Raw genomic sequence first — 21,971 nt, 5'->3', positions numbered from 1 at the left:
CTGTGGCGTGCAATCAGCTTTCATGATGACCGCGGATGCCAATCCATAATCCAAGAAGGCGCTTGCGTCTCGCACGCTTCGGACTCGGCCCTTGGCTGCTGATCGCCAGCACTGCCTTGGCGTTGAGCGGCGGAAGCGAGGACAGCGTGCAGCGTCATCCCGAAGTGTTGAGTCTCCGTGCTGATCAACGGTTCATCTGTAGCGCCGTGAAAATCGGTCCGCAGACGCTGCTGACCGCCGCGCATTGCGTGGTGAATGCGCGCAGCGGCGAGCTGATGTCGGCGTTTCGACACGCTGCCGAGATCTCGCTCGACAATGCCCCGCAACAGCTGAGCGACAAGGGCGCGATGATTGCCGTCGTTGACGACATCCTGTTGCCGGATGCGTACCGAGAGGGATTGGCAAAGCTAGTCGATTATCGTCGGCAGCGTCTCGCTGAGCTGAGCAGCATGGCGTCGGCGCTACCGACCGAACAGCTTGAGCAGGGATTGCGCATGCGTTACCACTTCGCTGAGCGCTATCCTGACATCGCCTTGATTCGGCTGCGCACAGCCACCCCGGAGATCCCCGTTGCCGAAGTCGATTTCACACCGCTAGCAGCGGGCGCAGAGGTCGAGCTGGTCGGCTTTGGCTGCGCCGATCTGCGTCGAGTCGGTAACCGAGCAGCGGCCGCGCGCCGTTCGGGCTGGACGCGGGTGATTCGGGTCGATGCGGTCAACTTCTATACCGAAGCCGGTCAGAAGTCGGAGCAGGCGCCCTCACTCTGTCCAGGCGATTCCGGTGGCCCCGTGCTCTATCAGGGCCGCGTGGTCGGCATCCACAGCGTCGTCTATGGGCTCAATGCCCGGCATGGGGCGCGCTCGAATATGGCCGTGAACCTGGCGCCTTTGGCAGGTTGGGAGGCTTGGCCATGAGCGATCTCGAGGCTTTCCTGAATCTATTTTGACGTGCAAATTTGACGTGCAAATTTGACGTGCAAATTTGCACTTCAAATCCACAGCATTTTCATGGATGAGGCGGGGATGCCGTTGATGCTGAAGCCGTGTATCGTCATCATCCTGCAACCTCATCTGGATCGAGCTTGTCATTATGGTTCGTATTGTCGTCACCCCGCCCGCTGCGGTCGAAGCCGAGTCTACCGGACCGATTCCGCTGACCCATCATCAGATTCTCGAACTGGTTGCGCCGTTCAGCCGCCGGGGTTGCCAGGTCGATCTCGCTGCGAGCGATCGTGCTCTGCGCCGGCTCAACTTTAAGCCCGTCAGCCATCCCAACCTGCCACTTGCGGGCGAAGCGCTGACCGAAAGCCTGGTCCTTGAGCACCCTGAAGACGACCTTTTCCGCTTGTGTCGGACCCTTACCGATGACTCCGGGCTCAGTTCGACGCTCGAGATCGAGGGGACCGATGCTGGGCTGCTGTTGGAGCAGGTCGAGGCGATCGCGGTCGAGCGGCAGATCATCGCCGTTGAAGGGGTGCACATTGCTCGAAGCTATCGGCTGCAGCCGGTGGCGGCGAGCGAGCAGCGGCCCGCCTATTGGCGTTTGCAGTTGACCACTGCAGAGGCGCGAGTCGAGGGGACGGTGTTGACCCTGAACGCCAAGACCGGACGCAAGATGCCAGCTGACATCGAGTTGGACGCCGAGGCCGGGCAGCGTCTGCAAGTGCCGGCCGATCTGTTTGCGGTATTGGGTTGGGATTGGCGTCCGCTGCGCCCGCTCGGCAAATTCTGGCGCGGCAGCCTGCGCATTGCTGCCGATGAGCCGGCACGAACGCGGGATGCCGAGTCCAAGCTGTCGCAGGCCGTCAGCCATCTTGCCAAGACCCTACGCAGTGATCCGGCCGATTTTCATGCCCGCTGGCAGAGGGCGCGCTGGCGCGCCACCTTCCAGCGCGCGATCCCATTGCTCATCGGTATCGGTCTGCTCGGCTCGGCGCCCTTGGTCCAGCTATTCACGCTTGAGCAGGCTTCAGTCGCGCGCATGCTCATCTTCCATGCGCCACCGATGTTGCTGATCGGTATCTTCATGATGCGTGAGCTGCCGGTGATCGAGATTCCACCCATGCCGCGCCGTTTGGTTGGTCGCGACTGGATGATCGATGACGGCAAAGGGCACTTAAAGGGTCGCTCCGTGCAAGGTGTTGAAGCCGGATGAATATCCCGCCGGTCTCGATTGCTGCGGCCAAGCAGGCGCTCATCGAACAATATGCTGATCCGGTACTACGCCAGCGTGCCTCGATGCTCTGGGGCACGCGCGGTGTCGGCAAGTCATCGATCGTGCGTCAGGTCGCCGACCACTTCGGCGTCCCGCTGATCGATCTACGCCTCACCACCATCGAGCCGGTCGATATCCGCGGCGCCATCTATGCCGACGAGACCCAGGCCAAAACGGTCTGGTTTCCACCCGAGTTCCTGCCGAGCGCCGATCAGCCCGAAGGCATCCTGTTTCTCGATGAGCTGACCGCGGCCGATCAGCGGCTGCAGATCTCGGCCTACTCGCTGATCCTAGATCGGCGTGTGGGTCATTACCGGTTGCCGGATGGCTGGCAGCTGGTGGCGGCCGGCAATGCCAGTTTCCACGGTGCCGTTAGTCATGACATGGGTACCGCGTTGGCGGATCGGATGTTCCATTTCAATGTCCAGACCGTGATCGATGCCTTCCTCAGCTATGCCGTTGCCCAGGGCTTTGCGCCTGAGGTGATGGCCTATCTGAAGGTGCGCCCGGACAAGCTCGACGATACCCAGACGCAGCTCGCCAATGACCACCTGATCGGTGCCAGCCCGCGCGGTTGGGAGGACATCTCCAACGTGTTGCGCTCTGGTCTCTCCGAACAGGCCAAGCGGGTCTTCGTGCAGGGTCGCATCGGCGCCGCCAATGCCGCCGAGCTGTTTGGCGTGCTCAAGGAGATCCAAGCCGGCGTCGACGTCGTCGCGCTGCTCGAGGCCGAGCCGGGCGAGGCTACCGCGGCGCTGTTGCCGACCAACCTGGATGCGCTCTACGGCATGATCTATGCGCTGCTGGCGGCGGCGAGCGACCCGGAACGCATGGCCCGTGCACTGGCCATCATCGAGCAGTTACCGGATGCGCCAGCCCGCGAGCCGCTGCCGATCCGTGAGGCGCAGACCTTGGCAATGGAACTGCTGTTGGAGCGCGCGCTCGAGACCGGGCTTGAAGGCGCGGTGCTCGAGAGTCCCGCTTATCGGCGCTACAGCGAAGCGCGCGAGCAGGCTGGGCTCAGTGGCTAGTCTGCGAGTCGTCTGCACTCAGCCGTATCCCCGTCGATGCAAGCCTCCCTTCATACCCATCGCGGTACCCGCGCGATCCAGAAGATGGTCGAGTACGCACCTTCGACCGGTGGACTCGCGCTCTGGGTTCGTCATCAGGATGTCGATGTGCTCCCGGGGCAGCAGCAGGGTGTGGGTCTAGAAGGTCTAGCCAACACTCAGCATCGCGCTCGCAGCGCGGCGAATGAAGGAGCCTCTCGCGGCTGGGCGGCTGAAGGTACCTCTCGCGGCGGAGCACCTGAGGCTGATGCTTCTCGCAGCGGGGTGACTGAGGATAGCTCTCGCAGCCGGCTGAATGAGCGCGAGGCGGTTGAGGCCGAGGCCGGTCTAACGGCCATGGTCGCCAATGATGGCCGCACCATCTTCTACACCCCAGCCTTTGATGCGCTCAGCCTGCCGCTGCAGATCGGCCAAGTCGCGCATCAGGTGCTCCATGTCGCGCTGCAGCACGCGCAACGCGAGCGGGCACTGGCGCGCCTGATCGGCGATGTTGATCCGCAGCTCTTCAATCTCTGCGCTGATGCCATCGTCAACAGCACCCTCGGACATCTGCCCTGGCTCGAGCTGCCGCGCAATGCAGTCATGCTCGAAGGGCTGATCTCCAGCATCCTGCATCGCGAGCAGCGTCCTGCTGCGGCGCTGCTCGAATGGGATCTCGAGCGGCTCTACCGTGCCATTGATGACCGACGTCCGCGCTTGCAAGCGGGTACCGGCGATCAGAACCGTAGCAACCGCCGGCGAGACGGCAACAGTGGCCAGCGTAGTGGCCGCGCTGGTCAGCAGCTCGAGACTGAGTTGAATGCGGCGCCGAGTGCTGCGCGCGAGGACGGTCCGCGCGCTAGCCGCGCGCGCTGGCTCGGGGCCGAGACGCCACGTGATCTGCTACCTGCCGACGATGATCTACGTCCCGAGCAAGAGGCTGAACAGGCGCGCGAATGGCGCGAGCGGCTGATCCGCGCCCACGCCGGCGACGGCGCCCACTCCATGCTGCGGGAGCTGATCGCCGACCTGCCAAAAGTGCGCACGCCTTGGGAGCACCTGCTGCGCACGCTGCTTACCCGCGGTCTGGCGCGCACGCCGGATCAATCCTGGTCGCGTCCGTCGCGCTCCTATCTGGCCAATCAGGGGCGCACTGCCAGCGGACAGCGTCTGCCCTGGGAGCCAGGCCGCACCGCCTCGCGTGCAGTGCCGCGGTTGGTGGTCATGGTCGACCTCTCTGGCTCCATCGATCCGTCGTTGCTCGAGCGCTTCGCGCGCGAGATCGAGGCCATCAGCCGCCGCCTTGAGGCAGGACTCACGATCATCGCTGGCGATGATCGCGTGACCGGCGTCGCCCAGTTCGAGCCTGGCCGCTCCAACCTGCGCGAACTGGCCTTTGAGGGCGGTGGTGGCACCGACTTCAGCCCGCTGCTACGCGAGGCCGAGCGCCACGCCCCGGATATCGCCCTGTTCCTCACCGATCTCGATGGCCCAGCGGACTACAAGCCCAGTTATCCGGTGATCTGGACCGTGCCGGCTGTCAACGCGAATGCCCGGCATCCGTTTGGGCGGAAGCTGGTTCTCGAATAGCACTACGCGGTATTGATGCGCAGCTGCGTCAATCCTGAGCGTTCGGCCGGATGGGTGCTCGTCGTCCTTCTGCTAGACTCCCCAGCATGCGCCACCCTATCGACCCCAAGATCGACTGCGTCTTCAAGGCCCTGCTCGGCGCCGAGACCAACCGTGCGTTGTTGATCCACTTCCTCAACGCCATACTCGGCTCGGAACTGCCGGCCCCGATCACTTCGGTCGAGATCCTCAACCCCTACAACGAGCGCGAATTTCTCGACGACAAGCTCAGCATCGTCGATGTCAAGGCCCGCGACGACTCCGGGCAGCTCTACCAGATCGAGATCCAACTGCTGATCTATCGCGACTTGCCGGCGCGTATCAGCTATGGCTGGGCCGATCTCTACAGCTCCCAGTTGAGCAGCGGCGAACCCTATACCAAGCTTAAGCCCACCTATGCGATCTGGCTGCTGGCAGAGGACTTGCTCCCCGACAATGACGTCTACCTGCACGACTTCCGCCTGCGCGATGCCAATGGGCATTGTCTCGTTGCCCATGGCGGAATCTGGCTGGCGGAACTGAACAAGTTCCATGCCGACCTGGTCCAAAATGAGCAGGAGCGGTGGCTGAAGTTCTTCAAAGACGGCGATAAGCTCGACACCGACGCGCTACCGCCCTGGATGCAGACCCCTGAGATGGAGCAAGCCATGAGTACCCTAGAAGGCTTTTCCGAGAAAGACCGCGCCTACCATGCCTATCAGGCGCGACAGAACTACCTGCGCCAGCAGGCCAGTATCCAAGAAGAACTCGACGACCGGCGAGCTGAGATCGAACAGGCGCGGCTTCGTTTGCAACATGCGCAGGCGGCTGTAGAGCAGGCGCAGGCAACCGCAGAGCAGGCGCAGGCAACCGCAGAGCAGGAGCGTGCCGCCAAAGAGGATGCGTTAGCCGAGATCGAGCGGCTCAAGGCTCAACTGCGTGGGCCGAAAGCCGATTGATAGCCAACTGCCTACGACCCTTGGGCGCTACTGTGTTTCGACGAACGTCGGTAGGACCGTACCTGATGCTGACCTAGTATCAGGTGAGTCTCGCATCAGATCGGTGAGATTCGCGAGCTGGATCAGCTCCACGATGGGCGATGCGGGGCGTTCTAGCGCAAGGCTTAGCCGCTGACTTTGGATGCCTTGGAGAAGAAGTTGAGGGGGCCGGGGATATAGGGTCTGCGGATCGAAACCCGCGTACCACACGGCATGAAGCCGAATTTCGTCCCTAGCCAGAGGAGAGGCTAGAACCTGAGCCACGAGAAATCAAGGTTTGCTTGGCCGGCGCGCTCGCTGAGCAGGGGGGTCTTCAAACCGGACGAGGTGACCGATGATGGATCGCATTCGCAGCATTCTCGAGCAGTTGGAGCAGACGCGGGATGACTTGCTCGCCCTCTCGGACGACATCTGGCTCAGCATCGACCACAACGACCTGACTTTGGTCACCCGCAACACAGCCAATTTCACTTTGAGCGGCGTCAAGCTCCTGAATCCGTTTTCCTCCTGAGCGTTCGTTTGGATGGGTGCTCGTCGTCTTTCTGCGATACAGCGACCTCTAGCTCCACAGCGAGCAAAAGCGATCAGTCAATTGGCGAGTACGGACCAGGAATCGTCTTGCAGGTTCTTGATCATCTTATCTTCATCCGCAACTATTTGTTCGACTTTGTCGAGGTCTGACCAGGAATAACCTTGATCCTTCATGCGCCCCCTTTCTTCTCCAATCTTGTTATTGATGCCGAGAAGAAATTCATACCATTTCTTCCATGCATCCCTGTCATTTTCATCCCATTCAGCAATGGGGTAGTATAACTTTTCCCTGGTGTCGAGCAGGTAGAGTCGATCTTTCTTGAGTGCTCTATTACAATAGATCACGCAATAAGGTGTGCCGCGTAATCCGCGATACTCAAACTCAGCGGGTGTCTTGGCCGCTAAATCACCATGGATCAATTGTGCCATCATGTCCTCCCAACATCGTTGGGTCTTGCGTGCGTCTGATCACAACCGCTGCAGACCCTGCGCCCAATCAGCGACGAACTCCTCGATCGACGCGATGAAATCCGGATCATGCTCGCTGCGGTTGATGGTGCAGTGGATCAGCGTACCTTCGGGGTCTTCGGTGATCGTCCAGGCCAGCGCATTCGGACAGCCGGGCAGGGTGAAGCGCAGTCCGTCGCGGATGCGCTCGCGGCGCACGGCGAACTGCCCCCAGAGGCAGTAGATCTCGCCAGCATCCTGCGCATCCGACCACTGCAGCACCCGGTCGATCGACGCGCAGAGTTCTGCCAGTCGTGGACCGGTGACCTGGTCTTGGAGGTGATCAGGGGTGAAGCTGCATCGGGCGGTGGCAAAGAATTCCATCTGGCGTCTGTCCGGTTGGGTTTCGGAATCACAGCATGATGGCACTGGTCGGGGACGGCGACCAATGCCGATGGTGACTCCTGTGTTGAACGGGTGATCAATGGTCACCCCGAGGGTCAAGAGTGACCCGCTGGTCACTTCTCCCGCGCGTAGGGCCAGGCCATGATCCCGCCTTCCATCACCTTGACGTTGCGCCAGCCGTGCTGCCGCAGGATCGCCGCGCCTTCGTAGCCGCGTAGCGAGATCTTGCAGTAGAGGATGATCTCGCGGTCCTTATCCTCTGGCAGTTCGTTCAGCCGACCCCGCAAGGCACCAAGCGGGATCAGGGTCTCGCCGATGCCGAGCCGCATCGCCTCGTACTCCTCCGGATTGCGGGTGTCCAGGATGAAACAGTCGGCGCCTTGGTCGACACGCTGCTTGACCTCGGTGACCGAGAGCCCCCGCATTCGCCCCTTGAGCTTGTTCTCCATGACATGGGCGGCGATGATGGTGTGATCCAGCGCCAGCGAGTAGGGCGGGGCATAGGGCAGGTCGGCGTTGACCATATCGTCGACCGTGAAGCGGCCGCGGATCGCCATCGCCATGGTCGCGACCCGCTTGCTGACATCGCCGGGGCCGATGCACTGATAGCCGATGATGCGGCCGCTCTCGCGCTCGGCCACCAGCTTGCTGATCAACAGCTTGCCACCCATGAACACCGGGATGTCGAGCCCGGCGATGGTCGCGGACTCGATATCCTCGAAGCCGGCCGCCTTCGCCGCCTGCGCCGAGAGGCCGGTGAAGCCGACGGTGAAATCGAAGATCTTGCAGATGCCGGTCTGGGTGATGCCGGGGAAGCTGGCGCTGTTTTCCTCGATGATGTTCTGCCCGGCGACGCGGCCCTGCAGGTTGGCCAGATCGCCATAGGGCGCGCGCATCCAGTGTCCGCTGACCAAGGATTTGCACTCGACGCAGTCGCCGACCGCGTAGATGTCTGGGTCCGAGGTCTGCATGCGTTCATTGACGCGGATGCCGCCCTGATCGCCGATCTCCAACCCGGCAAGCAAGGCCAGGTCGATATTCGGGCGCACCCCGACCGCGACCACCGCCAACTGACAGGGCAGCTCGGTGCCATTGTCGAGCTTCACGCCACTGAGCTTGCCGTTGTCGCCGAGGAATTCGGCGACGCCGTTGCCGACGATGATGTCCGGGCCATGGGCGCGGATATGGTTCTCGACCAGCTTGGCCAGGTCGGGATCGAGGAACGGCAGGATCTGATCGGTCTTTTCGATCACCGTGGTATCGATGCCAGCCAAGCGCAGCGCCTCGCAGACCTCGAAGCCGATCAGACCGCCACCGACCACCACCGCCTTGTCGACACCCTGGGTGTCGCGCACCGCGCGCAGCGCATCGGCATCGCCCATGGTGTGCAGGGTCTGCACGCCCTCGAGATCGAACCCTGGGGCATTCGGGCAGACCGGGCGGGCGCCGGTGGCGATCACCAGCCGATCGTAGTGCAGGGTGCGCTCGGTCTCGGTCGGCAGATGCTTGACGGTGACGGTCTTCGCCTCGCGGTCGATGCGCAGGGCCTCGGTCAGCACCAGGGCCTCGATGCCCTTGGCCTTGCCGTAGAAATTGGGATCGCGCACGGTGCCGGCAGCGGTGCAGATGAGCAGGTTGCGATCATCGAAGGTGCCGCCGACGTAGTAGGGGAAGCCGCAGGAGGCCATCGACAGATCCTGCTCGCGCTGGACCAGGGTGATCTCGGCGAATTCATCCAGGCGCCGAGCCTTGGCGGCGGCCTTGGGACCAGCGGCGGAGCCGCCGATGACGACGATGCGGGTGGGTTGCGATGACATGCTGTGGTTCCTTTGGGAGTCGAATCAATGAGCGGCAGGGCTTGCTCCGACCGAACGCCAGGAACAGCAGTGGATGCTCATGCGGGCTCTACGGACCGGAGTGGTCGGCCGCTGATACCGCACTTCCCCTGTCGTGGCCGCTCGCGTCACGTCCAGGCGTTAGGAACACCCGCTGGGGAAACCCTCAAGCATTGAGTCTGAGTAGCGACCTCAGGCTTGGCGCTGATAACCATCAAGGCTTGGCATGTTTTGGTGTAAGCCTTTGATCAGTGACAAGTCCTGCGCGTTCTCGGGCAGCCCTTGAGGTTGGCGACCCCGCGAAGGCGCGCGGAGATTACCTCAATCAATAAAACGTTGTTTTTGTTCTCTGCGCTTACCCATTTACGCTGCGCAAATATTAGAATGTATCGACATTCCCCAGAGGCCAGACGAACGACAAGCCCATGAAAGACCCTGCTGTGCAACACGATGCCGAGATTGGCCAGACCGAGGTTAAGGAGACCACCTGCTATATGTGCGCCTGTCGCTGCGGCATTCGCGTGCACCTGCGCGATGGTCAGGTCCGCTACATCGAAGGCAACCCGGACCACCCGCTGAACAAGGGCATTCTCTGTGCCAAGGGCTCGTCTGGGATCATGAAGCAGGTCTCGCCGGCGCGGCTGACCAAGCCCTTGCGCCGCAAGGCCAATGCCAAGCGCGGTACCTCTGCGTTCGAGGAGATCTCCTGGGACGAGGCGATGACCATGCTCAGCGAGCGCCTTGGCAAGCTGCGCGCGACGGACCCAAAGAAGTTCGCGCTCTTCACCGGCCGCGATCAGATGCAGGCCCTGACCGGCATGTTCGCCAAGCAGTTCGGCACCCCGAACTACGCCGCGCACGGCGGCTTCTGCTCGGTCAACATGGCCACCGGCATGATCTACTCGATCGGCGGCTCGTTCTGGGAGTTCGGCGGGCCTGACCTTGATCACGCCAAGCTGTTCATCATGATCGGTACTGCCGAGGACCATCACTCGAACCCGATGAAGATGGCGCTCTCGAAGTTCAAGCGCGAGGGCGGGCGCTTCATCGCCATCAACCCGGTACGCTCCGGCTATGGCGCGATTGCGGATGAATGGGTGCCGATCAAGCCCGGCACCGATGGCGCGCTCTTTCTCGCCTTGACCCATGAGATCCTCAAGCTTGGCCTGTTCGACCGTGACTTCCTGATCCAGTACACCAATGCCGCTGAGCTGGTGATTGATGACCCCGAGCGCGATGACCACGGCATGTTCGTCCGTGACGAGACCATTGAGGTCACCCGTGGTTGTACCGATCCGCAGGATAAGCTGTGGTGGGATCGCAATACCGGGCCGGTGCTGACCCATAGCGAGGGCGCTGATCCGCGCCTGCTCGGCGGCTATACCATGCCAGATGGAACGCCGGTGAAGACCTCGTTCCAACTGCTCAAGGAGCGCGTCGACGACTATACGCCGGAATGGGCCGAGAGCATCACCGGGATTCCGGCCGCAACCATCCGCCGGCTGGCGCATGAGATGGGCGTGATGGCGCGCGATCATAAGATCGAGCTGCCAATCAACTGGACTGACGTTTGGGACAAGGAGCACGACCGGGTCACCGGCAATCCGGTCGCCTTCCATGCGATGCGCGGCCTGGCGGCGCATTCGAACGGCTTCCAGACCATCCGTGCGTTGAGCATCCTGATGACGGTGCTCGGCACCATCGACCGTCCCGGTGGATTCCGCCACAAGGCGCCGTTCCCGCGGCCGATTCCGCCCTGCCCGAAGCCACCGAACAGCCCGGATGCAGTGCAGCCGAATACGCCGCTCGATGGCCTGCCGCTGGGTTGGCCGGGCAAGCCCGAGGATCTCTTCGTCGACGATGATGGCGAGCCGGTACGCATCGACAAGGCCTTCTCCTGGGAGTATCCGCTCGCTGCTCATGGCCTGATGCACAACGTCATCACGAACGCCTGGCGTGGTGACCCCTATCCCATCGACACGCTGTTCCTGTTCATGGCCAATATGGCCTGGAACTCGTCGATGAACACGGTCGAGACGCGCAAGATGCTGACCGACCAGGACGAGAACGGCGAGTACAAGATCCCGTTCCTGGTGGTCTGTGACACCTACGCCTCAGAGACCGTCGCCTTTGCCGACCTGGTGCTGCCGGATACGACCTATCTCGAGCGCCACGATGTGCTCTCGATGCTGGATCGACCGATCTCTGAGTTTGACGGCCCCGTCGACTCGGTGCGCCTGCCGGTGTTGCCGCCAAAAGGGGAGTGCCGGCCGTTCCAAGATGTGATCATCGAACTGGGCGCCCGTCTTGGTCTACCGGCTTTCACCAATGCCGATGGCACGGCCAAATATAAGAACTACCCCGACTTCGTCGTTAACTACGAGACTTCCCCCGGCTCGGGGATCGGCTTCCTCGCCGGGTATCGCGGCAAGCACGGCGACAAGTCGCTGAAGGGCGAGCCGAATCCGAATCAATGGGAGCAGTACGCGGCCAACCATTGCGTGTTCCACCATGAGCTGCCACGCAGCTACCAGTACATGCGCAACTGGAACAAGGGTTACCTGCACTGGGCGCGCGCGCATGGCATGACCAAGTGGGCCGAGCCGATCACCATCCACATCTACTCCGAGATCCTGCAGCGATTCCGCGCCGCGGCGCAGGGTAAGTGGCCCGGTCGGCAGCCCCCGGAGCGCTATCGGGAGCGCATCGAGACCTTCTTCGATCCGCTGCCGTTCTACTACGACAGCCTCGAGGCGCAGCGTGTCGATACCAAGCGCTTCCCGCTCACGGCGCTGACCCAACGACCGATGGCGATGTACCACAGCTGGGATAGTCAGAACGCCTGGCTACGTCAGATTCACAGTCATAATTACCTGTTCGTGAACCCAAAGATGGCGATCGCCTTGGATATTCAGGACGGTGACTGGATCTGGGTCGAGTCGCATCTCGGTAAGGTCAAGTGCATGTGTCGCTACTCCGAGGCGGTCGAGCCGAGTACGGTCTGGACTTGGAACGCCATCGGTAAGGCCACTGGCGCCTGGGGTTTGAGCGACAGGGCTGATGAGTCGAAGAAGGGCTTCCTGCTCAACCACATCATCAGCGAAGAACTGCCTGTGGTCAGCAGCGACGGCAAACAGATCTTGTCCAATTCCGATCCGCTCACCGGACAGGCCGCCTGGTTCGATACGCGTGTGCGCATCTATAAGGCCAATGCGCAGGAGCCGAAGATCACCGAGCCACAGTTCCCGCCAATGAAGTCGCTGCCGGGCCAGCTGTCACGGCCGAGGGTGCGTTGGCAGGCCTATGTGGCTGGTCTCTTTGGCCGTAAATAACCAGCAGCGGCCGGCGCTGAGTCGCCGGCCGTGGTTGCTCGATCAAGCTCGGAGCGCAGTCGGCCTGTTCGAACCTTGGCCAGCGCGTCCACCGAGCCCAATGCCTCCGGGCCAGCATTACCCGCGATAGACCCATGACTCAACTTGCCCTCGTTATCGATCTGAACGTCTGCGTTGGCTGCCATGCCTGCGTGACCTCCTGTAAACAATGGAATACCTCGGGCTGGGCTGGCCCGATGGTGGATGAGAATCCTTACGACGCTAATCCGACCGGCACCTTCTTCAACCGGGTGCAGACCTACGAGGTCGGCAGCTTCCCCAGTACCGAAACGGTGCACTTTCCAAAGAGCTGCCTGCATTGCGAAGATCCGCCTTGCGTCCCTGTCTGCCCAACCGGCGCCTCCTATAAGCGTGAGGACAACGGCGTGGTGCTGGTCGACTATGACAAGTGCATCGGCTGTAAATACTGCTCTTGGGCCTGCCCCTATGGTGTGCGTGAGCTGGACGAGCAGCAGAAGGTGATGAAGAAGTGCACGCTATGCATCGATCGCATCACCGATCACACGCTTCCTGAGGCTGAGCGCAAGCCGGCCTGTGTGATCGCCTGCCCGACCAATGCGCGGCTTTATGGCGATGTGCATGATCCGGATTCCGAGGTCTCGGTCGCGATCCGTGAACGTGGCGGCTATGCGCTGATGCCGGAGTGGGGCACCAATCCTGCCAACCATTATCTGCCACGTCAGAAGACGCACATGCATGTGACCGAGGAAGACCTGCAGCGCTCCGATAATCCGCTCACCAAGGAAGACATCACTGTCTACCAGGGTGAAGAGACCATGGAAGACGTGACCTGGTAGATATCTCTGGTAGATGTCTCTGGTAAATGTCATCTGGTAGCAACGCGCTGCTTCCTCCTCATCTGAACCTCGATCAGGCTATTTCCGATGCATCCAGCTTTCTCTGTCATCTTTTTGACCACGCTCATCGGCGCGGGTCAGGGCCTCTTCTTGGCCCTGTTCACCGGCCAGTTCTATTCGACCGTTGAATTGGTCGAGCCACAGCCGGCCTCGTTCTATGCGGTCGGTAGCGCCCTGTCGCTGGCCTTGCTGGTCGGTGGGCTCGCGGCGTCGTTCTTTCACCTCGGACGCCCCGAGCGGGCGTGGCGGGCGGCTGCGATGTGGCGTACCTCTTGGCTCTCGCGCGAGGTGATCGTGCTGCCAGCAATGATGGGTATCGTCTTCCTCTACGGCGTCTTCCATTGGGCCGGCTGGACGCAGCCGTTCATCGTGCTGGGGGAAGGGACACTGCCCATCGATGCGACCTTTGTCCTCGGTATGCTCGGCGTGCTCGTCACGCTGGCGCTGTTCGTCAGCACCGGAATGATCTATGCCAGCGTTAAGTTCCTGCAGGAATGGCATTCGCCCTATACTATTGTGAACTTCATCTTCCTAGGCACCGCCTCCGGATTCATGCTCGCCGCCGCTTATTCGGCGCTGCTCGGCAACCATCTGGTCGGCTTCTTTGGCACTTGGGCGGTCATTGCGACCTTGCTCGGTCTTGGCACGCGAACCGCTTCGTTGATGCGGAATGCATCGATCAAGCATCGGAGCAATCTGCAGACGGCGATTGGAATTCGTCACCGGGGGATCGTGCAGAAGTCGCAGGGCTTTTCAGCAGACTCGTTCAACACCCGCGAATTTTTCCATCATCAGAGCCCAGAGACCCTAAAGCTGATTCGCGTCATGTTCATGGTGTTGGTCTTCCCACTGCCCATCGCCTTGGTGCTGCTCGCCTATGCGCTGGCGTCGCCGACACTGCCAATCCTGGCCTTCGTGGTTCAGTACATCGGACTCATCGCTGAGCGCTGGTATTTCTTCGCCGAGGCCGAGCATCCGCAGAATCTGTACTACCAGCAGATCTCCTAGACGTTGGTCTGGGGATCATTTCGGGATAATTTGGGGATAACGGTAAGAAATGAAGGCCCGAACATGACCATGTTCGGGCCTTTTTCGTGGTCAGCAGATCAGAGTGCGCAACGGCAACGTCTTCCCGATTTGAGCGCTCCTGTAAGGCGATTATCGGGAAGTAGAAGATAGGGCGTGACTCACCGTTGCTCTGCTGCTTCAGTGATGTGAGCTCAGCATCAGCTTGAACATCTTGATATTGATGGCGATAAATCGCCAGAACTGCCAAATCAGGTTGCTGCGCATGAAGCGTGTGAAGCCGGTCGGCACCGGCGGATAGTAGGCCTGCTGATACGGTTCCTTGTTCTTTGGCGTCGTTGAGCTTTCGGCGCCAGGCTGGCTGGTTGCGTTGGTGGTCATGGACTGCTCCTCTTGGATTGCGTGGCTCCGGGTATCAGTGCGGCAACAGTGACCAGCCCGGCCTGAGCTTGGCTTGGTAGATGAAGACATGATGGAGGATGTACTTCAGCCAGTGCCCGGCAAGGCCGACCTCGCCAAAGGTCAGATTGATGTCACGACCGTATTCGGGGTAGGTCTCGTAATCCGGTACCACCGGATACACGGTCATGGTGGCGGCGGAGCCGGTAAAGATGTGCATGCCGGTCGAGGCGACACAGGCCGCGCCCATCTCAGCCATCGATGCGGTGTGGGTCGGCTCCGCTGCGCCGCCGAGCATATCGCAGATATTCGCGGCCACCGCCTTGCCAATGGTCGCCGCTGGCATGCCGGTGCGTGGTGGAGTCGGGTTGATCGGCGTGCCGTTGGGACTCTGCATCGGCTTGCTGATCAAATGCGGCGGGGCAAAGGCGATGCCGATGGCGAAGACATTCTTGTACTTCGGCGTCTGATAGGTCTTTGGCCAGTCGGCCTTGCTCCATTCTTCGTAGGGCTTCGGCCTGTAGTCGCCGTCAACCTTCATAAAGCCATTGGGTGCGAACACCTCGCTGCTGATGTCGCTGCCGTCCTTGCCATAGGCCTTGAGCGGCTGACCGGCGAAAGGCGGGATCAGCATCGCAAAGTCGAACTCCAGCTCGTGCTCGGTGCCGTCGAGGAGTTCGTAATAGAGCTTACCCGGTTCGACGCGCTTCACTGCCGCACGCACGATCCACTCCATGCCACGCTCGACCATCAGTGACTCGGCAAACACCTTGCCATTGGTGATATAGCCGCCGCGCTTGATGTGCACGCCACCCATGCCGAAATCGCCAAGCTCGTATTCGTTGCTGATCCAGATGATGCGTGCTTTGTCGCGCACCCCTTTGTCGCGGAACATGTGCTCGATGTTGTAGATGTACTCGAAGGCGGCGCCCTGACAGGTGCACATGCCGTGACCGGTGCCGACGACAAAGGTACGGGTCTCACCGCGTTTCATCGCGGCGATGTTCGCTTGCAGCTCTTCATTGGCATGCAGCGCGTGGCCCGGGGTGCAGACCGACGTGGTGTAGCCCGCGTCCGGACCCAGCCCAGGCGTGGCGCCAAAGTTCAGCTTGGGGCCGGTGGCGTTGACCAAGTAATCGTAGGTCATGGTTTCGGTCTGACCGGCGCGCGCGGCCTCGGTGTATTCGAAGGTCACATAAGGCGATTCGCTGCCCTCACCGCCTTCTGGATGGATCGAGATCGCCTTGGCCTGCTTGAAGGTCACGCCCATCTTTTTGTAGATCGGCGCGAGCGGGAAGGTCACCTGTTTTTCGGTCATCTCGCCGACGCCAACCCAGATATTGGATGGGATCCAGTTCCATTTCTCGTTCGGCGAGACGACGACGATCTCATGCTGACCTGCCTGTTGTTTTTCGCCAAGCCATTTTCCGAGCCAGCGTGCGGTGGTGTGGCCCGAGATGCCCGCGCCGAGGATGACGATGCGTGACATGTTGTTACCTCCTTTGGTGAGTTTTCGGTCCGAGACTAGCAGCGACAGCCAGTTGCTGAAAGCGGCTTAGGTCAAGGAACGACGGGGTGCAGCGCAGATCGCGGCGCGGTTTCAAACTCGAGTAATGTGGGCCGTGATGGGTAGGCGAGCGGCGGTCTGGACTCCGAAAGCCAGCGCGTCAGGTTCGACTCGCCTGCCGGCCACTGTCCTTTGACAACATTGGTCGGCGCAGATCCCTCGAACAGCAGATAGCCATATTTGCCGTAATGGGGCAGCTTGCGCGCGAGGCCGATCACGGCCTCGGCGCTGTCAGCGCCCACCCAGCCGAGCGGCTGCCCATGGTGATGGGTGCTGATCACCGGGATCTGCTCAGCATGCTCGGCGCCGAGCAGGTTGATGCGCTGCTGTGCTGAGTCGAGCCTAAATGAGCGCTGTTCGGTGCCGATCTCGGCCAATGCCGGGAGCCAACGGTTGCGCCAGCCGAGCAGCCAGATCGCTCGATCCGAGGGCAAGTCCTCGAGCTCCGAATCGAGCGCAACCGACCAACCTTCCTGGCCGCGCTGCCAAGCCTCGGCGAGCTGCTGATAGGCCGTACGCAGCTCGGGTGGCGCATCTGCTGGGACGAGGATGACCCCGGACTCAGCGCCGAACAGGTTACTCAGGCTGGCGGTCGATTCGCCCTCGGCCAGGGTGCGAAAGCTATCGAAGCGCGGGTCGACGGCGATTCGGGCCGGCTGAGCATCCAGCACCGTCGTGAACTCAGCGATGCGCTGATCCATTGTCACCAGCAACTCGCTGGCGGCGCCTGAGGCGTCGAGGAGCGCAATCGGCACCGCCATCGGGAAGGGCTCGCTGGATTGCGTCTGCTCGAGCCGGCCGCTCAGGCGCCAGCGACCGTCGTCCAGCGGTTCGGCTGCGATGTCCTCGAGGGCCAGGCTGGGTGCGCCGGGGCGCGAGGTCCAAGCGGTGAAAAAGTCGCTGAGATCCGTGTCGGATTCGGCCTCGAAGGCGCTCTGGATCGCATCCCAGCCGGCTTCGGAGAAACGATGGTCGCGGTAGAAGCGCTGAAGGCTCTGCACAAAGGTTTGATCGCCGAGCTGAGTGCGGAGCATGTGGAATAGCATGAGCGCCTTGCCGTAGCCGATCGCCTGCGAGGCGGCGCCATGGCGGCCCCGGAAGTCGCTCAACGGTAGATCTTGGTGATCGCGTACATAGTCGGCGTAGGCCTTGAGCTGGTCGCGACGGTAATCGGCGCCTTTGCCGTCGATCTCCTGGTTCAGATGGTCGGCGAGATAGGCGGTTAGTCCCTCACTCCAATTGCCCTGTGAAGAGTCGACATAAACCCCGTTGCCCCACCAGTTGTGCAGGATCTCGTGCGGGTAGGATGAGTGCAGGATGAACGGCAGTCGCAGCACTTGAGGGCCGAGGAGGGTGAACGAGGGCATGCCATAGCCGGTCTCCCAGAAGTTTTCGACCAGGGCAAACTTGGCATAGGGATAGGGGCCAATCAGCTGACTGTAGCGGTCGATGTAGGTCCTGGCCGCCTCGAGATAACGCGCTGCAAGATCGGCATCAGCGTTGCGCAGAAAGGCTTGCGCCTCGGCGTTTTCGTCCGCTTGCCGATACAGCGTGAATGGAGCGGCGATGAGATAGAGTTCGTCCTGCGGTGCCTTCTCGCGCCAGCCGATGCGCACCTGTTCACCGTCCTCCTGGATCTCGGGGCCTTCACCCTGGGCAACCGCAAGCCAGTCTGGCGGCAGGCTGACTTCGAGCGAGACCGTCTCGAGGGTGCCCAACACTTTTGGGTACCATCCGCTGTAGCCGCTGAGGAAGACGCCCTCGGGGTTGATGGTGCCGATCAATTGCTGCCGTTCGCGTCCCATCCCCTCGCGCACGGCACGGAAGTCGTGTTGGATACGGCCTTGATAGCCGAACTCGACCTCTGATCCAGGCTGAGCCTCTAATCGGTATTGAGCCAGGTGACCGCGTCTAGCAACGGGTTCTAGCGTGGCATTGTCGCTGAGGATCTCGGGCTTGAGTCCTTGATGCAGCTGGATGAAGATGACCGCTGGGCGACCCGCTGACGACGATGTCGAGCCTGATGTCTCGGGCGATTCGACCGGAAGTCGAAGGCGATCGGTCGCACTGAGCGAGCCGTCGCGCGGGTCGAGACGGATGCGGATCTGGTGAGCGACCACAGGCTGCTTGCTGCTCACCCCTGACGCTGCAGGACTGGGCGTGCTCAGCCCTAGCAGCCCTAGCAGGCCGAGGAAAATGAGCCAGAGGTGCGCCGTTGGTGGAAGCGTCGGCAGGAACTTGTTGGAATCATGCATGGTCGCTGTCACTTAAGTGTGTTCAGAAGGCGATAAGGTGCTTGCCGTGAGTGCCATCCCCTGATGCGCCTGAATCACAACGGGCTGATCATTCTGAATGATGGTCCAGGGTGATGGTCCAGGGTGATGGTCCAGGATGATGGTCCAGGATGATGGTTCAGGATGACGCGCCGATGCACCGGTAACAGACACTCTGCCTTATCGCTACGTTCGACTTTCGATAGGGGACTTTTGGTGTTCTGGCTGCTGCTGGCTTGAAGGCTCAATCATCGCGCTGAGTGCTTAACCTGAATCTCACGCGATTCATTTTTCGGGGTGGTGCTGCGCCATAAGAGTTAGGTTACCAGCCGAGGTTCCCAGTCGAGGTTGCCAACTGAGGTTGCCAACTGAGGTTCCTAACGGTGCACCAAGTCGACACGGACCCCTTCGCTTGCCAACTCGCCGTTGCATGGAGCCTTGAGTCGTCAGTTCCCCCTGTGCGCGAGCAATCAAACCTAGAGATCTCTACCATGCTGCGATCGCCTTTCCTGCCTAGAATCCTGCCTAGAATCCTGCCTAGAATCCTGCCTAGAATCCCGACCTGTCAGCGCCCGACTCGAGCGGCGATACTCGGTCTACTGTCTGTGTGCTGCCTGTTCTCGGGCGGGTTGATTGCGATGCCTGGGGCTGGGGCTAACGCCTCCAGCGCTGCGGCCGGGTCCAATAGCTCCCATGCCGAGCACAATTCTGGTCCCGTGCAAGGCGTGGCAATGGTCGATTATGCAGGGATGCCCCCTGCTGAGGCGGCAATCCATCCTGCGACAGATCCGCACCTGGACCCCATGGACCCAAGCATGGACCCGGACACCAAGGTGCTCGATCTCGCCAGTCTGGGCGAACTCGATGGCCTGATCGAGCAGCTTGTGGATAAACGGGTGGTGTTCATCGGCGAATCCCACGATCGCTATGAAGATCACCTGAACCAGCTCGAGATCATCCGCGGGCTGCACGAGCGTGGCAACCCGGTCGCGATCGGCATGGAATTCTTCCAGCAGCCGTTCCAGGACAAGCTTGATGCCTATGTTGCCGGCGACCTCAGCGAAGAGGCATTGCTGCGCGAGACCGAGTACTTCGAGCGCTGGCGCTTCGACTATCGCCTCTACCGGCCGATCCTGCGCTATGCGCGTGAGCATGGCCTCCCGCTGATCGCACTCAACCTGCCGCGCGAGATCACCGAAAAGGTCGGTGATGGTGGTATCAAGTCACTCAGCCCCGCCGAGGCGGCGATGATCCCAAGCGAGATCGATCGCGAGGCTCCAAACTATCGAGCCAGCCTGCAGAGGGTGTTCGAGATACATCCCAAGACGGACGATGCCTCGTTCGAGCATTTTCTCGAGGTCCAGCTGCTCTGGGATGAGGGCATGGCCGAGCGCGCGGTCCGTTGGCTGCAAGCCCATCCTGAGTCGCAGCTGATCGTGCTTGCGGGTGCGGGCCATGTCGAATACGGGCGCGGCATCCCGTCGCGGGTCAAACGGCGGCTGGATGTGCCGATGTCGATCGTGATGAGTGGCCAACAGCGCCCGCTCGATCCAGACATGGCCGATTTCCTGCTCTATCCGCAGCCAGTCGGCTTGCCGAAGACGGGTCTGATGGGGGTCATGCTGGATACCAATTCCAAGGGCCAGGGCGTCGTGATCCAGGGTTTTGCGCAGCAGAGCGGGGCCCGAGATGCGGGGGTCAAAGAGGGTGATCGGATCATCGAGATCGGCGATACCGCGATTGATTCCTACGCCGATATTCGGATCGCGCTGATGGATAGCCGGCCGGGCCAGCAGATGCCGATCGCGGTGCTGCGCAACCCACTGGTCGGTGGTGCCGAGCAGCTCAGCTTCGACGTGACCTTGCAATGAAGCCAGGGGTAAGAGTGACGTCAGGCCCAACAGGATTGCCCGAGCTGCTCGCGCCAGCCGGAACCCTGCGCAACCTGCGCTACGCACTGGCCTATGGTGCCGATGCCGTCTATGCGGGCATCCCGCGCTACAGTCTGCGGGTGCGCAACAACGAGTTCGGCACCCTTGAGGCGCTCGGCGAAGGCATCGCCGCAGTGCGTACCGCCGGCAAATGCTTCTATCTGGCCGCCAATCTGATGCCACACGGTGCCAAGCTGGCGACCTTTATCGCCGACTTGGAGCCGGTGATCGCGCTTGCCCCAGATGCGCTGATCATGTCCGATCCTGGCCTGATCCTGCTGGTGCGTGAGCGTTGGCCGGAGATCGCCATCCACCTTTCGGTGCAGGCCAATACGACCAACGCGGCGGCGGTGCGTTTCTGGCAACAGCAAGGCATTCGGCGCGTGATCCTCTCGCGCGAGCTGTCGCTCGATGAGATCGCCGAGATCCGCCAGGCCTGCCCAGACATGGAGCTGGAGGTCTTCGTCCATGGCGCGCTCTGCATCGCCTACTCTGGCCGCTGTCTGCTCTCGGGTTATCTCAATCATCGTGATGCGAACCAGGGTAGCTGCACCAATGCGTGCCGCTGGTCCTATCGCGTTGGGCAAGCGGTTGCGCCGTCGTCGACAGCGCCCTCTGGTTCACGAGGGGGCAACGCAGATGCCAGCCAGGACGCCGAGGTGAGGATGGACGAGACGACGCGAGCGGTGCCGGGCGGCCTGTCAGCCAACGACCCATTGGCGACCGCGAGCCGAGGAGAGGGGCGGTTGCCTGGGTTAGGGGCCTTAGGACCAACCCCGACCGCAGGGCGTCATCCGGAGGCCGACCAGGCTTGGCTCCTAGAAGAGGCCGAGCGCCCCGGAGAGTACATGGCGCTGTTCGAGGACGAGCACGGCAGCTATGTGATGAACTCGCGCGATCTGCGCGCCGTTGAGCATGTCGACCGGTTGAGTGCGATCGGCGTCGACTCGCTGAAGATCGAAGGCCGGACCAAGTCGCACTATTACACGGCGCGGACCACCTCGGTCTACCGCCGCGCGATTGACGATGCCGCCGCTGGGCGTGGCTTCGATCGCGGCCTGCTCGACGAACTCGAAGGCTTGGCGAATCGCGGCTACACCGAGGGATTTCTGCGCCGCCACGCACCTTCAGAGCTGCAGAACTATGCGGCTGGCAGCTCAGTCAGTGAGCGTCGGCAATTCGTCGGCGAGCTGGCGCGAGTCGATGCCGCGAGTGGTCTGGCCGAGATTCGCGTTCGTAACCGCTTTGTGCTTGGCGATGAGTTGGAGTGGATCACCCCTCGCGGTCTGCAGCGCTTCCGTCTCGAGCAGCTGAGCGCGACCGATGGCCGGCCGCTTGAGGCCGCGCCTGGCGACGGCTGGACGGTGCGTATCCCGATGCCTGAACAACCGCTCGCGCCGGAGTCGCTGCTTGCGAAGGTGATTTAACGTCGCTTCCTC

Annotated in this window: 17 protein-coding genes; 11 read left to right on the top strand and 6 right to left on the bottom strand. The window is 61.6% G+C overall.

Annotation, left to right across the window (positions count from 1 at the left end; all coding sequences use genetic code 11):
• Positions 1 to 35 precede the first annotated feature (35 nt).
• The 6 genes from CCR96_RS00470 (at position 36) to CCR96_RS00445 (ending at position 6,380) form a co-directional block, all read left to right on the top strand.
• Complete coding sequence (locus CCR96_RS00470) at positions 36 to 914, top strand: trypsin-like serine protease (RefSeq protein WP_201215077.1); 879 nt, start codon at positions 36 to 38, stop codon at positions 912 to 914.
• Between the two features lie 175 nt (positions 915 to 1,089).
• The gene (locus CCR96_RS00465; RefSeq protein WP_201215076.1) at positions 1,090 to 2,154 is read left to right on the top strand and encodes a hypothetical protein; all 1,065 of its coding nucleotides are present in this window, start codon (positions 1,090 to 1,092) and stop codon (positions 2,152 to 2,154) included.
• Positions 2,151 to 3,245: an AAA family ATPase gene (locus tag CCR96_RS00460; protein WP_201215075.1), complete on the top strand. Its 1,095-nt coding sequence runs from the start codon at positions 2,151 to 2,153 to the stop codon at positions 3,243 to 3,245. Before CCR96_RS00465 ends, CCR96_RS00460 begins: the two co-directional genes overlap by 4 nt.
• Before the next feature lie 36 nt (positions 3,246 to 3,281).
• Positions 3,282 to 4,853, top strand: coding sequence for a vWA domain-containing protein (locus tag CCR96_RS00455; RefSeq protein ID WP_242518260.1), 1,572 nt, complete (start codon positions 3,282 to 3,284; stop codon positions 4,851 to 4,853).
• 86 nt (positions 4,854 to 4,939) lie between these two features.
• Positions 4,940 to 5,830, top strand: coding sequence for an Rpn family recombination-promoting nuclease/putative transposase (locus tag CCR96_RS00450; RefSeq protein WP_201215074.1), 891 nt, complete (start codon positions 4,940 to 4,942; stop codon positions 5,828 to 5,830).
• A gap of 373 nt (positions 5,831 to 6,203) precedes the next feature.
• Positions 6,204 to 6,380, top strand: coding sequence for a hypothetical protein (locus CCR96_RS00445; protein WP_201215073.1), 177 nt, complete (start codon positions 6,204 to 6,206; stop codon positions 6,378 to 6,380).
• 77 nt (positions 6,381 to 6,457) lie between these two features.
• Here the strand turns inward: CCR96_RS00445 and CCR96_RS00440 are convergent, their stop codons facing one another.
• The 3 genes from CCR96_RS00440 to CCR96_RS00430 form a co-directional block, all read right to left on the bottom strand.
• Positions 6,458 to 6,829, bottom strand: a complete 372-nt coding sequence (locus tag CCR96_RS00440) for a hypothetical protein (RefSeq protein ID WP_201215072.1) — start codon at positions 6,827 to 6,829, stop codon at positions 6,458 to 6,460.
• Between the two features lie 39 nt (positions 6,830 to 6,868).
• Entirely contained in the window at positions 6,869 to 7,231 is a 363-nt protein-coding gene (locus CCR96_RS00435; RefSeq protein WP_201215071.1) for a hypothetical protein, read from the bottom strand.
• A gap of 134 nt (positions 7,232 to 7,365) precedes the next feature.
• A complete protein-coding gene (locus tag CCR96_RS00430; protein ID WP_201215070.1) occupies positions 7,366 to 9,069 on the bottom strand; it encodes an FAD-dependent oxidoreductase in 1,704 nt (567 codons plus the stop codon).
• A gap of 443 nt (positions 9,070 to 9,512) precedes the next feature.
• Here CCR96_RS00430 and soeA point away from each other — a divergent pair, with 443 nt between their 5' ends.
• The 3 genes from soeA (at position 9,513) to CCR96_RS00415 (ending at position 14,344) form a co-directional block, all read left to right on the top strand.
• Positions 9,513 to 12,419, top strand: coding sequence for a sulfite dehydrogenase subunit SoeA (soeA, locus tag CCR96_RS00425; protein ID WP_201215069.1), 2,907 nt, complete (start codon positions 9,513 to 9,515; stop codon positions 12,417 to 12,419).
• 134 nt (positions 12,420 to 12,553) lie between these two features.
• Positions 12,554 to 13,276 (top strand): sulfite dehydrogenase subunit SoeB, encoded by a 723-nt coding sequence (gene soeB / locus CCR96_RS00420; RefSeq protein WP_201215068.1) that lies wholly within the window; start codon positions 12,554 to 12,556, stop codon positions 13,274 to 13,276.
• Between the two features lie 87 nt (positions 13,277 to 13,363).
• Positions 13,364 to 14,344 (top strand): dimethyl sulfoxide reductase anchor subunit family protein, encoded by a 981-nt coding sequence (locus CCR96_RS00415; RefSeq protein WP_201215067.1) that lies wholly within the window; start codon positions 13,364 to 13,366, stop codon positions 14,342 to 14,344.
• A gap of 198 nt (positions 14,345 to 14,542) precedes the next feature.
• Here CCR96_RS00415 and CCR96_RS00410 read toward each other — a convergent pair whose 3' ends face one another.
• The 3 genes from CCR96_RS00410 to CCR96_RS00400 all read right to left on the bottom strand — a co-directional run bounded on the left by CCR96_RS00410 (position 14,543) and on the right by CCR96_RS00400 (position 18,583).
• A complete protein-coding gene (locus tag CCR96_RS00410; RefSeq protein ID WP_201215066.1) occupies positions 14,543 to 14,743 on the bottom strand; it encodes a hypothetical protein in 201 nt (66 codons plus the stop codon).
• A gap of 34 nt (positions 14,744 to 14,777) precedes the next feature.
• Complete coding sequence (locus tag CCR96_RS00405; RefSeq protein ID WP_201215065.1) at positions 14,778 to 16,250, bottom strand: NAD(P)/FAD-dependent oxidoreductase; 1,473 nt, start codon at positions 16,248 to 16,250, stop codon at positions 14,778 to 14,780.
• Positions 16,251 to 16,321: 71 nt separating this feature from the next.
• Positions 16,322 to 18,583: a M1 family metallopeptidase gene (locus CCR96_RS00400; RefSeq protein ID WP_201215064.1), complete on the bottom strand. Its 2,262-nt coding sequence runs from the start codon at positions 18,581 to 18,583 to the stop codon at positions 16,322 to 16,324.
• 767 nt (positions 18,584 to 19,350) lie between these two features.
• On the opposite strand from CCR96_RS00400, the gene CCR96_RS00395 reads away from it, so the two are divergent.
• Complete coding sequence (locus CCR96_RS00395; protein WP_242518259.1) at positions 19,351 to 20,472, top strand: ChaN family lipoprotein; 1,122 nt, start codon at positions 19,351 to 19,353, stop codon at positions 20,470 to 20,472.
• The gene (gene trhP / locus CCR96_RS00390; RefSeq protein WP_201215062.1) at positions 20,469 to 21,959 is read left to right on the top strand and encodes a prephenate-dependent tRNA uridine(34) hydroxylase TrhP; all 1,491 of its coding nucleotides are present in this window, start codon (positions 20,469 to 20,471) and stop codon (positions 21,957 to 21,959) included. The genes CCR96_RS00395 and trhP overlap by 4 nt, the downstream gene beginning before the upstream one ends.
• Positions 21,960 to 21,971 lie beyond the last annotated feature (12 nt).

The organism is Halochromatium roseum, from assembly GCF_016653315.1.
In the GTDB taxonomy this organism is placed as follows: Bacteria; Pseudomonadota; Gammaproteobacteria; order Chromatiales; family Chromatiaceae; genus Lamprobacter; species Lamprobacter roseus.
The sequence above is the reverse complement of the archived record's forward strand: the minus strand, read 5'-3'. Positions and strand labels throughout refer to the sequence as shown.